This is a genomic window from Halorubrum sp. SD683 (genome assembly GCF_002135045.1).
Lineage (GTDB): Archaea > Halobacteriota > Halobacteria > Halobacteriales > Haloferacaceae > Halorubrum > Halorubrum ezzemoulense.
Window position 1 is genome coordinate 1 of record NZ_NEWJ01000034.1, and the last position, 12,843, is coordinate 12,843.

The 12,843-nt window shown below is 65.7% G+C and carries 8 protein-coding genes and 1 pseudogene; all 9 read left to right on the plus strand.

The genetic code is table 11. From position 1 onward, the window contains the following. Window positions 1-716: 716 nt before the first annotated feature. A pseudogene (locus tag B9G49_RS17005) lies at window positions 717-826 on the plus strand (zinc ribbon domain-containing protein); the annotation flags it as partial. Window positions 827-1,085: 259 nt separating this feature from the next. Then, window positions 1,086-2,762, plus strand: coding sequence for a hypothetical protein (locus B9G49_RS09855; RefSeq protein ID WP_086216239.1), 1,677 nt, complete (start codon window positions 1,086-1,088; stop codon window positions 2,760-2,762). 111 nt (window positions 2,763-2,873) lie between these two features. Next, the gene (locus tag B9G49_RS09860) at window positions 2,874-4,502 is read left to right on the plus strand and encodes a cell division protein FtsZ (RefSeq protein WP_086216240.1); all 1,629 of its coding nucleotides are present in this window, start codon (window positions 2,874-2,876) and stop codon (window positions 4,500-4,502) included. Window positions 4,503-4,803: 301 nt separating this feature from the next. After that, window positions 4,804-6,771 (plus strand): PH domain-containing protein, encoded by a 1,968-nt coding sequence (locus B9G49_RS09865; protein ID WP_086216241.1) that lies wholly within the window; start codon window positions 4,804-4,806, stop codon window positions 6,769-6,771. Window positions 6,772-6,897: 126 nt separating this feature from the next. Continuing rightward, window positions 6,898-8,178 (plus strand): cell division protein FtsZ, encoded by a 1,281-nt coding sequence (locus B9G49_RS09870; RefSeq protein ID WP_086216242.1) that lies wholly within the window; start codon window positions 6,898-6,900, stop codon window positions 8,176-8,178. Beyond that, window positions 8,175-8,450, plus strand: a complete 276-nt coding sequence (locus B9G49_RS09875) for a hypothetical protein (protein ID WP_086216243.1) — start codon at window positions 8,175-8,177, stop codon at window positions 8,448-8,450. Before B9G49_RS09870 ends, B9G49_RS09875 begins: the two co-directional genes overlap by 4 nt. Continuing rightward, a complete protein-coding gene (locus tag B9G49_RS09880; protein WP_086216244.1) occupies window positions 8,447-9,484 on the plus strand; it encodes a hypothetical protein in 1,038 nt (345 codons plus the stop codon). The genes B9G49_RS09875 and B9G49_RS09880 overlap by 4 nt, the downstream gene beginning before the upstream one ends. Further along, on the plus strand, window positions 9,481-11,577 hold the full coding sequence (locus B9G49_RS09885; RefSeq protein WP_086216245.1) for a hypothetical protein: 2,097 nt from the start codon (window positions 9,481-9,483) through the stop codon (window positions 11,575-11,577). The genes B9G49_RS09880 and B9G49_RS09885 overlap by 4 nt, the downstream gene beginning before the upstream one ends. 3 nt (window positions 11,578-11,580) lie before the next feature. Continuing rightward, window positions 11,581-12,810 (plus strand): hypothetical protein, encoded by a 1,230-nt coding sequence (locus B9G49_RS09890; RefSeq protein WP_086216246.1) that lies wholly within the window; start codon window positions 11,581-11,583, stop codon window positions 12,808-12,810. The last annotated feature ends 33 nt before the right edge of the window (window positions 12,811-12,843 follow it).

The window sequence follows — 12,843 nt, forward strand, 5'->3', positions numbered from 1 at the left end:
CTATGACTCCTAGCTCGATCAGCTGCCGAAACATCCCGCCGAACGCTGACTCAGTGGAAGACATATCGCCAGATTAGAACTGTCTGAGTGTAATTATACGGGCTTTCCGCGTTTCTACATAAGAGCGAGTCCCTACAACACAGCGTCAGAATTCACGCTCGATCTCAAGTTTCCGCATCGACCGCTCGAATACACTCAGGTGACAGTAGGACAGTTTTTCTAAGTGCTCTCGAACAGACTGAGCCGGATTCACTTCGGCTTCATCTGCGCTTTAGAGCTCGCGATAGAACGAATATGTCTCGGTTCAGTGTAACGCAGACTATCTGGTTTTTGATGTGCTGTTGAACGCATCGAGGTACCGGTCGATGTCAAAGTCGTCACCAATACGATCCTCGTTCGTTTCGACCTGTTTGTCTCTCGCTGCGTCGAATGCGTCCGTTATTGGGTGTCAAGTATAATTTCAATCTTAACCTTAATCTTAGTGTTCGGCCCGGTTGTCTTGTTAGTGATCTCGACGTCCTCGCCGGCGGTGGACTGTTGGGCGCTAGTGCGGTAGGCGTGGTAGTACTCTTAACGACTACTCGTGGCCTCCTTTGGCCTCATCGAGCGCCACCGAGAACTAATCGTCCACAGCACGTTTACAGATAAGGCTAATATTAATCTTAAGATTAAGTGGATGTGCGTCGTGCGCGATGAGTGGGAAAAACACAGCAATCGATCTGTACTCGTGGGCGTTCGACTGCTTCACTGATCTCCTCGAATACAAGGCCGAGATGGGGGGATCACGGTCGAAGAGGTATCCGAGCGGAATACTTCAAAGTCGTGTCGGTCAAGTGATATCGGATCCCTATTTCAATCAACCATCGCGGCTTTTGATCCTGCCCCACAAAACGACAAGTCGATCCACGCGATACCATCGTTGAGGCGGTCGAATTCTGCCATAGATACTCAGAACTCGTCCGCCTCATCCTCTAACTCAATGTGACCGCAGTGGGTCGCCGAGATGTTACGAACTCTGATCGTCCGTCGTCGATCCTCTCGCGTGGACGACAGGTCTTTAGCCCAGTCAGTTACACATACCTCGTATGGACGTGGGCCGCTTCGAGGGAGTCCAGTCGGGGATCGCCGAGCGGACTGAGCTGGCTTCCGGATCGGGCACGACCGCGGTCTCTTTCGAGAGCGTCCGGAGCGTCGAATCCGTCGAGAGCGTCGTCGGCGTTACAGGCGGATACGGGTCAACTCCGCTCGCCGCCGTCAGCGCCGCGGTGCTTCTCGTAGTCGCGGTTGGCGCGTTGGTCGTGTACCGCCGCCAGGGTACTATTACATTCGGCGGCCTCTCGACGTCTCCGACCGGCGGCAGCGCCTCGGACGGCGGCGGCACGAGCATCGACGGAAACGGAGGAACGAGCGGTGAGACCGAGCCGAAAGTCGGCGAATCGGACCGATTGGACAGTGACGGCGCGAACACGGAGTTCGACGACCGGATCGGCGATCGGACCCTCGACCGGCTCGAACCGGTTACACCGGACGCAGTCTCGCAAGTCCGTGACCGACTCCCACTTGGTCGGAACGCGGCGCCGAGCGCAGTCGACGCGATAGAGCGTGACCTTCGGCAGGCTATCGAGGGCGCGCTTGACGAGGGGCTGTTCGACCCGACCGTGACCTCGCCGCTGGGCGGGACCTACGACATAGTGAACCTGCCGAGCCGATTCCGCGAGCTAACGGTCCCTCCCCAAGGCGAGACTGTCCATGTGGCGGATCTGGAGGGAGTCGTCCGCGACGCGCTCTCCGGACGGGACCTCCACGAGGTCGCTCGAACCGTCGCGGCGGTCCACGAGCACTACCAAGAGATCGAGTCGCACATCCGGCGCCGCGAAGGATCGTTCCTCGAGACGCGACGAGAAGCGGAGCACACGCTTGAGGACATCCGAGTGATGACCGACCGGTTTGACGGCGCCCTCGCCGATCGGGTTCGGGAGTTCGTCGTCGACGGGCGACACGAGGCCCTCCTGGGCGTTCGGGACATCGAGCGGCGGATCGACACCGCGGACCGGTCGTTCCACGCCTGCGCGTTCAACGATGCCAACCGGGCGATCCGCGACGCCGAACGGGCGGGCGACGACCTACTGATGGCGGTCGATTTCCTCGGCGGTGTCACCGGAACGATCGACCACGGGAGCGGCCGGGTCAAGGTTCCGGAGAGAGTGGACGACGCGTTCGTTGCCGATCTCGTACCGATCCTTGAGCAGCAGTATACCGTCGGCATCGAGCTCGACGCCGACGAGATCGTCGTCAGCGGCGGCGAGCCGTCACAGTCCGGAGGGCGCGGGTCCGCGCCCTCCGGCGGCGGAGGCGGGTCGCGTCCCGCCGGCGGCGGCTCCGGTTCCGAGCCCGAGGCTTCCGGCCCTCCCTCGTCGGGTGATTCGACGGGATCGAGCCGGGAGAGAGGCGGTGGACGCGAACAGCTCACGCCGGACGCGGTCGCGGACGAGATTCTCTTCGTGCTCCGGGAGCTCGACGACCGGGGCGGGAACGGCGCCGTCGAGTGTCAGACGGAGCTGCTTCCCGAGGCGGTAGCGCGCCGCGAGGTGCTCGAACCGCTGGCGACGTTCTGCCGGCGACAGACGGACCTCGTGGCGTCCGTGACGCTCCAAGAGAACGCACCGCCAGGTTTCTTCGAAATCGAGTTCGCAGAGGGGACCACCGCGTCCGCCGGGATCAGTTCGCTTCGGAAGCGGTTCACTAAGCGACACGGTGGGTGAAGGTCGGGAACGCGGTCGAAGGTATGTCAGATCTCAGTAACAATGTCGTGGGAACCGACCGCGTCCGTAATGTTTTATGTATCTCCGTGACCGCTCATACGTTATCCTAACATGACCGACATCTGTAAGATCTGTATGCAGCGCTCGGACAAGTGGGCGGGCGAGTCGCTCGTCGAGCACTTGGCCCGAGCCCACGCGGACGAGCCCGCATCGGTCGAGCAGGTGTATCCGGACCGCAAGGAGGAGGCGTTATCCGGGGACGACCCCGCGGCAGACGGTCAGAACGACGCGGCCGATCCGACGGACACCGGCGAGTTCGGGCGGGCCGCGACGCCAGCGCCCTCGGGCACTGAGACGCCGAGCGACGAGTTGATGGACGATGCCTACGGGAAGAAGTGGTACCTCGTCGGCGTCGGGGGCGCGGGGAACAACATCCTCGACGCGATTCTGCTGCGACGCGCGACGCTCGAGGAGAACAACGAGCGTCGCGCCCGGATCTGGCAGGGCGGGTTAGCGGGGTACGGGCTGTTGAACACCAACGTCAGCGAGCTCGAACAGACCTACTACGCTCAAGAGGAGAAAGGGTACAGCCGTAACGACCTCCTCCCCAACTGTATCATCGGCTTCGGCGAACACGACTACGCCGGCGCCGGCTACCGGTGGGACCTCGGACGCGACCTGATCGAGGCCGACTTCGCCGACGACGCGGACCCCTTCCGCGAGCGGTGGGACCTCAAGGGCGAGCGGCTCCGCGACTCACAGGCCGTGATGTTCGTCCACAGCGTGACCAAAGGCACCGGCTGTGGCGCGACTCCGGTCCTCGCCGAGAAGCTCCGCGAGAAAGTGCTCGACGACGGGATCGTCTCGAAGCCGCTGTTCAGCAGCGTCGTGATTCCCTCGGAGGGAACCCAGTACTCGGAGTTCGGTGGCCGCGCGAAGGTGAACGGCGTCGTCGGGCTCGCCCGCACCTCCCGGACCGTCGACGCGATCATCCCGTTCGACAACAAGCGGTTAGAGGACGTAGGCGCCGATATCCGCCCGCGGATCGACCGGCTCGGCGAGTACAATCCACCGCAGTACGTCGAGGTGAACAAGCCGCTCGTGGCCTTCTTGGAGGCGTTCACGATGTCGTCGGTGCCGCAGTTCCTTGACCGCGACGCGACGATGTCGATCAAGGGAGACGTGTTCGATCCGGCCGACAGCTTCCGCCCGGTTCAGGACAAGTATCAGCGCGACCCGGACCGGGACTTCTCGCCCGCGGTAGTGCTCGCGCCGGTGCTCGGTCGGTCGCGAGCGAACGCGTTCGACGAGTCGAAGCTGGAGCTGCTCGTCCGGAACGCGCTGTTCCAGAACAAGCTTGCCGAGTTCGATCCGACGACCGCGTGGGGGGGCACCTTCCTAGTGTACGGCCCCGAAGGGAAGATGCAGGAGGTCTCGGAGCTGATAGGAGACGGCACTCTCGCGGGCATTATCGGCGGCGAGGAGTTCCTCGACGCCGGCCGCTCGACCGGGATCGAGTCGGTGGACATCCACATCAAACAGCTCGTGACGCCGTACCTCGACGACGTGTACCTGTGGGGGACGCTGTGGAACCCGGAGATGCCGTCGATCGAGACGATGTACGACCACGCGCTGACGCTCAAACAGGAGGGGAACAGCGAGCAGGCCGAGAACGTCCGTGAGGTGTGGGACGAGGTCGAGGCGCTGTTCTCCTGTCTCGGCCGGGAGAACATGGCGTGACCGGAAAGTCGGCCCGCGAGTAGTCGCCCCCGTGTCGCTCTCGTCTCTTCTTTTCCCTTCGATGTAAATATATGAATAATTATGAAAAGTATTAGGGTTACTTACCAGACAAATGACAACGATGAAGAGGGATATTGTGGTACAAACGACGGTCACGCCGTCGGGGGAGCGCGTCCGTCGCCGCGGGCACCGATCGGCGGACCCCGGAGACGCTACCAGTACGCACGAACGGTCCGATGTCAAAAGATCGATGTCGGCCGCTGAACCGGCCGCGCGCGCCTCGTGGGTGAGGGAGTAGTCCATGTCCGAGGAGACGGGTCACGAGGCGAGTACGGCCGGGATCAACCCGCTCGACGGGGAGTCGGTGCTCAAGAACGTCCATCCGTCTTGGATCAACTGGAAAGGACGGCTGTTCTCTGCCCTCTTTTTCGCGGTTATCGGGCTGATGATCAGCGGTGACATCGGCGCGTTCCTCGTCGTCGTCGGGCTTTTTCAAGTTCTGAGCACCTTCCTCTCGCGCCGGGCGAGCCGGTACATCGTCACGAATCAGCGGGTAAAAAAGAAAATCGGCCTGTTGGGCTCGTCGACTCAGGAGGCGAGGCTGGACAGCCTCAACGGCATCTCGACCGACTCCGGCTTCATCGAGGGGATCTTCGGTAAGGGAACCGTCTCCGTTACGGACGCCGCCCGCGAGACGCTAGCGATCAAGGGCGTCGGGAACTACCAAGACCTTGCGCGGACGCTCCGCGAGCAGCAGCGACAGACGTCACAGCCCGGCCGCGCCGGCTATCAACAGCAGCCTCCGGGCGGTCAGCAGTCGCAGTCCCCCCAGTCACAGTCGGCGAGCGGCTCGGCCGCGAGCGGAAGTGAGCCGCCAGCGAACGGTTCGGAAGCCGAGACCGACGAGGGGACCTCCCGCGAGCGCTGCCTGAGCTGCGGCTCGCTGATCGACGACTCCGCGGGCTTCTGTCCGGAGTGCGGGGCGGAAGAACCGTTCTCTCCCCCGACAGCGTCGGACGACGACGACGACGACGCGTCGGGATCCGCGGCCGACGACGCGTCCAGTAACTCGGAACCGGAGTTCCGCGACCACCCCGTCGTCGACGCCGCGGACGCGGTCGCAAGTCGGGAGCGTCCCGATGACGACGCGGCCCGCGAGCTCTGTCGGGTGCTCGCGGATCCCGACGTCGACAGGCGCTCGGTCGAGTCGGCTCTGAGAGACGCCGTCGGTGCCATCGAAGAGGCGGAAGAGGGGGAGACGGAGCCGGAGAGGAGCGTTCCCGACGGGCTTGCCGGCCTCGGGGAGTCGCCGACCGCGAATCAGCTCGAGTCCGCCCGCGGCCGACTGTTGCGCTCTGACCATCCCGCCGCGAGCGCGACACTCCCCGTCGTGGATCGCGCGATCCAGCTCGAGGCCGAACGCGACCAGGCAGCGACCGAACGGGACCGCTACCGAGAGGCGGTCGAGTCGATCTGCGACGCGGCCGCCCGTGGGGGCGCCGTGAGCTTCACGGCCAGCGACCCCGACGCGCGCGCCGAGGAACTCGTCAAGGCCGTCGAGCGCGGTGACGCCGTCATCGAGTCCCCCGGAACCGCGTGGGAGTCCGCGGCCGCGGAGATAGAGCGCTCGCAGCGACCGCAGACCACTGAGGCGCGGGACCTCCTCAACGCGTTCGAGACGAACGACACCGAGGAGATGACCGCCTCCCTCGGCGCCGCCGTCGAGGGGCTCGAAGAACTCGGCGAGCTCCGATCCGGGATCATGGACATCGAGGAGCGCGACATCCAACGGCGGGTCGACTCCTTGGAGGAGGAGCTTGGCCGCACCGACGGGAGCGTCTACCGTCACCTTGCGGACCGGGTCCGCGAGCTGGAGGCGATGGCGAACGAGCCGGACGTCGACGAGGTGCAGTTATACGCCATCTACCAGGAGTGTACCTTCTACGATCGGACGCTCGTCCCGCGGCTCTCACGGTCCGACGGCTCCTCGGAGAACGTCGACGTCGCCCGACTGGCGCGCGACATCGAGGATCGGATCGCGTCGGTCAACGACGAGTACGTCTCGGTCCGCGCCGACCACAACCACACAATCCCGAAGCACTTCCTAGATCTCGCCGACACGCTCTGTGACCGGGCGCGGCGCATGGGCGATGAACAGCCCTATCAGGCGGCCGGGCAGCTCGCCGCCGCGAGCGACCTCCTCGACCATGTCGAAGAACTGTACGAGCGCAACGAGTACAGCGTGATGCTCCGTCGGCTACGCGGTTGACACCTATCCACGTACTGGCATGTCCATCATCTTTATAATCTAATGCCCCAGCAATGTTTGTCGTAGAAACATGTACTGTCCGGTAACTATTTTCCCAAGCGGACGTACGAAGGAATCACCAGCTAAATGACGTATCTATTTATTGGCGCGGGGCAGGCGGGGGGAGCTATCGTCGACGCGATTTTCGAGTACACCGACGACTCGATGCTCAGCCTGTTCGAATCCACGGACATCTCGACGTTGGGTCGACCGTTGGTGTTCAACTCGACAATGCGGGACTTACAGAACCTCTCGAACGTTCCCGCGGAGGACCAGTACGGAGTCGCACAGCAGCACGGGCTCGTACAGGGGATCGAGCCCGGCTTCGAGGAGATGGTGACGGGCGGGTTCGGCCGGAACCCGGTCGACGCCGATGAGGTGATGGAGGATCACGCCGACGAGCTCCAGACGATCCTCGAGTCGAAGTTCGGGGGGCGGACGTCTCCCACCGCGGACGAGGAGGAGGTACCGGCGACCGACACCGACGCCATCCAGTTCGCGTTCCTGTTCGTCGGGCTCGGCGGCGGCACCGGGTGCGGGATCAGCCCGCACATCGCCCGCGGGATCAAGGAGTTCACCGACGACCGGACGAAGGTCGTCGCCGTGACCGTCCTCCCGAACACGCGCGGCGGGGTCGAGGACGACGAGACTGACGGCGAGGTCAGCGCGGGTCGACAGGCGTGGAACGCCCGGTACGGGCTCGACCGGCTGGAAGGCGAGGTCGACGGCATCGTGCTCGTCGACAACCAGCGGATCTCATACCTCGACTCGGCGGGAGGCGAGTTCGGCGAGTACAACGAGTACGTCGCCGCCGCGTTCCACGACATCGTCGTCGGACCGATGCTGAGCAACGTCGACGCCAGCGAGGTCGACGGCGTCGACACGCCCGACATCGACGTTCGCGACATCGTCACGTCGCTGTCGTTCGGCGTCGCCGGAGGGGAGTCGAAACCCGGCTACGGCGCGATCGGTCGCTCCGTCACAATGACCCGGTCGCTGTCGGGGTACCTGCTGCCGTTCGTCGGTCGCCGCGACATCGACAGCGCGGCGCTGGCGCGGCTCTCGGCGTCGAAGCAGTCGGTCGCCAAGGCTGACCCGAACGACGCGCAGAAGGCGATCGCGCTGGTCCGAGCGCCGAGCGCGAACATCGGGCCGGGGTCGCACAGCATCGAGACCGGAACGATCAAGGAGTACTTGGAACGGAGCTGTCGGCTTAACGAGGTGAACCTCGGCGTCGCGCTCAGCGATCGCAACCTCGCGTCGGTCGTGACGCTGTTAACGTACCGACGCGAGGACCTCGACCGGCTCGACGAGATCGAAGCCGCGGCCGACGCCTACGAACAGGAGACGGAGGAGCTGTTCGCATGACGCGGGCGACGAAATCGCAGATCGCGGGCGGCGCTCTCGTCGCGGCGGCCGCGCTGATCGGGTTCGTCGGCGTCGTCGTCGGCGACGGCGGGAACCCGGTCGAGCCCGCAGTAGATGCGTTAAACACGGCGGAGGCCGCCGCGGTGCTCGCCGGGCAGGTCCCGTCCCTCGCGGCCGGCGGCGCGCTGATAGGGCTCGGCGTCGGCGCCGTGATCGCGAGCGGCGCCACGTACTGGTACCAGAACAAACAGATCGGGGGGCGCCTCGAATGACCGGACGCGCGGGACGCTACCTGCTCGCGTCGCTGTGCTGCGCCGCCCTGCTCGCCGTCGTCGCGACCGGCGGCGCGGCGGCTACCGGCCCGGAGGACTACTGCGAGACGATCGGTGAGAACGAAAGCGCCATCGTCGGCGGCGTCGGCGACACCACCTACACCGACGACGTGACGCTCTACCCCGGATCGACCCTGACCGTCGGCTACTGCTCGTTCGGCGAGCCGGCCGACCGCGACTGGCTGTCCAACGCGTCCGGGTTCGAGGTCGGGGAACGCGACGGCCACACCTATCCCGTCACGATCACCGGCGAGGCTCAGAGCGTCGACTTCGCCGACCACCTCGCTGACGAGGGGCAGTCCTCGGTCGAGGACGCGCTGGTCGTCACCGTCGCCAGCGACGGAGACGGGGCGGCCGGCCCCGACCTCGCGAACGGCGATCTCGCCGACACGTACCGGGAGTACCGCAGCGCGGTACGTGGGACGGAGAACGCGACGGCGGCGCTGAACGAGACGACGAGCGCCTTCGAAGCCGGTGAAGGAGACCTCGATGCGGCAAACAAAACGGTTCACTCCTTGGAGGAGAACTACACGGACATGAGAGATGCACAGGCGACCCTCTTGAGCCAACTCAGGTCGGCGGGCGAGAGAGGGAACGCGACAGGCACCGTCGCGGCCGCCGAGGCGGTCGACGACGAGTACGGACACGCAAAATCGAACGTGACGGCGGCCGCGAACGCGTACGCCGGCGTCGTCTCGACGACGACGGAGGGGCCCCGCTCAACGGTGCGGCTCTCGGTACTCGGGTCGCTGGGCGTCGGCGCGGCGCTCGGCCTCGTCGCCGGCGCGGCGGTCCCGCTGGTCGCCGCGCGCCGCGTCAAGGAGAAGATGAAGCTGAGCCGCGACGTGAGCTACGACCGGAAGACGGCGCTGATCCCGATCCTGCTCGGTGTCGTCGCCGCGGTCGGCGGCGCGGCGATCCTCGCCGTGGGAACCGAGGTCGGGGTCAACGACCTGCTCCGGGTGATAGTATGAACGCGAACCGGCGGACCGCGCTCGGGATCGGTGCACTAGTCGTGTTGGCGGCGGCGATCGGCGCCGGGGTCTTCGTCTGGTCCGGGTCGCAGGCGGCGACGTGGTTCGTCCTCGTCGGAGTTCCGCTGTTCGTCGTCCTCGGTATCGGGCTGTACGTCCGCGGCGTGATCACTCGCAGCGGGACGAGCGAACAGCAGTTCGTCCGCACCCGCGCCCGGTCGACCGCCGAGGAGTTCCAGGCGCTCCTCCGGCAGAGACAGGAGCTTCGAACCGCCTACCCGGACTGGGATCCGGGGATCGGCGCGCAGATCGAGTCCGCGGTGGGCGACTTCGAGACGCAGGGCGTCACCGTCGACCGCGAGACCGGCGCGTTCGACCTCGGGAAGGGGGTCAAGTCGGCCGACCTCCAAGAGTTCGAACGCCTCTCGAACGAGACCGAACGGCTCGAAGACGAGGTCGAGTCGTCGTTCCGCGAGTTCGTCGCCGGCGACCTCTCCCGGCGCGAGCGCGTGCTCGACCGGCTGTCGGAGGTCGATCTCGCGGAGCCGAGCGAGTCGTTCTCGGCGCCCGATTCGAGCGCCTCCGTCGCCGAGTGCCGCGACGTGCTCGACGGGTCGCGCGAGGCGACGCGCGAGACGGTCGGGGCGGCGATCGAGACCGTCCGCGAGATGCGGCGCGGCGGGCAGCGCGCGGACGACGGCGGCGCCATCGAGGCTGACCTCGCTGACGCCGAGGCGGCGCTGGACCGCGGGGAGTTCGAGTCGGCCGTCGAGTCCGTACTCGAAGCGCGGGACCGGCTCCGCGACGAGTTCTCCGGCTCGTTCAACGAGGAGCTGGACGCGATCCGCGATCTGGTCGACGCGGTCGACCGGGCCAACGTGGACCCGCACGTCGAGGCGAACTCGATCGACGAAGTCGACCGCATCGACGCGGCGGTATCCGATCTCGACTCGGCGCTTGACCTCTCCGAGGCGAGCCGCCATCGCTCCGACCTCCGGCGGGTTTGCCTCGACATGGTTCGGACGATGGAGCAGCGCCTTGTCGGCCACGCCGAGACGCTGCGGGCGGCCGACCTGCCGCCGGGGTACTACACGGAGCCCGACGCGGTCGACGAGCGCTTCGCGGCCGAGCTCGAAGACGTCGACGACCTCGAGCGGTTCACCGAGCGGTGGGAGACCGCGGCGACCGACCTGCGCGACGCGGTCGAGACGGCGAGCACCAAGGCCGCGGTCGTCGAGGCGTACGACGACGTCTCCGAGACGATCGAGGTGGCGCTGGCGGAGCGCGGTGAGGTCGTCGGCGACGATCTCCCGATGCGACACGCGGGCCAGTTCCTCGGGCTCTACTACCGGCGGAACGAGGGCCTAGAGTTCGACCCGAGCGTCCCCGTGCTCCGGCTCGGCGACGTGGAGACGCACGACCTCACCGTGGAAGTGGCGTACGAACACGGGAGCGAGCGGCCGCGCACGGCGACGGTCGCACTCGACGGCGGCGGCTACTCGGAGACCGTCACCGTGGAGACGCGCGTCGCCGGCACGGCGGCGTTCGAGAACGTGCCGGCGGGCACCCACGAGCTCTCGGCCGACCCCGGCGACGACGCGTTCAGCGCAATCGAGCGCGACGTGACCGTTGACGGCGACGCGTCGGTGTCCGTGGAGTTTCTCGAACAGGAGCTCCGCGAACAGCTCTGTGCGGACGTCGAGGTGGACATGACGGAGGTCCTGCCGGACATGCGGTCCCGCCTCGAGTCGTCGTTCGCCGAGGAGGGGTACGTGTCGACGGAGATGGACCTCCCCGTACAGGACACCCACGCGGCCTGCCTGCTCGCCGTCTGGAGCGACGAAACGGGTTACGGCATCTGCCGGAGCGACGGCGACGTCGTCGTGTACGACCACGATCAGATCAAACGCGAGGTGACCAACGTTCTGCGGTACAACATCGACCCGGGCGACCGGGTGAGCTTTGCCGAGCTGCGGCAGAACTTCCTCTCGGCGCCGGTCCCGGACTCCGTGATCCGGGACGTGGTCGGTGGGATCGACGGCGAGCACAGCGTGACGATGACCGAAACGGGACTCGAGACCAACGAACACTGACCAATGGCACAAGCGGATACATTTACGAGATGGAGCGTTATCGCGTCGGGAGAGGGCGGCGGCCGCATCGCGTCGCAGTTCTTCGATCGGGCGGAGAACCCCGGCATCGACGACCGGGTACTTGTGATGAACACGAACCGGGCCGACCTCCGGAACACGATCGACCGGATGCGCGGGACCCTACAGGACGAGCGAGGCGAGGAGGAGACCATGGAGTCGCACGCGCTGGAGTTCGGCTCTCAGCAGGGCGCGGGGAACTTCTTCCCGAACGGCGAGGCGTGCGCGCGGGAGGACCTCGACCGCATTGTCACTCGGATCAAGGACTTCGGGACTTCAGACGCGTTCATGCACGTCGCGACGCTCGGCGGTGGCACCGGAAACGGATCGATCCCGTACACGATAGAGCAGTTCAAGACCGGACTCGCCGACCTCGAAGATACCGGCGCAACGGAAGACTGGATGGCCAGCGTGATCCATACCGCGTTCGGTGTGTGGCCCTACTACTACGAGCAGCCGCAGCGACACTTCAACGCGGTGTGCGGGCTCTCGCGACTGCTTCGAACCGCGGACGACACGCAGAACGCGGACATGGTGTTGCTCGCCTCGAACTCCCAACTCGATGACGAGGAGAACGGGAACGGGCGCCACTACGACTCGATCAACGACGCGATCATCACGGCCATCGACCTGATGATCGGCGCCGGGCGCGAGACCCGGAGCGTCATCGACGTGAAAGACTACGTGACCATCCCCTCCCAGATGGACGCGTACCACTTCACGCCGGCCGTCGCGACCGAGATGAACGGACAGGTGTACGAGCTCGAGTACATGCTCGACCAGGCCGCGGAGAACACGTACGTGCCGATGGACGTGGGTACGACGACCGCCGCGTACGCCATCGTCCGCGCCCCGGAGAGTATGATCGACGACGGCGAGATCAGCGAGCCCGAGGTGTACGGCGCGTTCCGCGACTGGACGACCAAACACGACATCAACGTCGCCGGGCAGGCGAGCCTCACCCCGAAGCGGGGCCGCGGTAACGACGTCGACGTGCTTCTGCTGCTGGGCGGTTTCGACCTGAACCCGCTGCTCGACCACTCGTGGGACGAGTTCGAGATGCTCGGGGACAGCCTCGCCGGGACCGGCGGGGGAACCGGCGGCGAGCTGACGAAGGCCCAGCTCGACCGGATCGTCGACAACCTCGAGGCGTACGTCGAACGGAACGCGGAGTGATCAGTAAGATGAGCCCACACGAACCACCAGCCG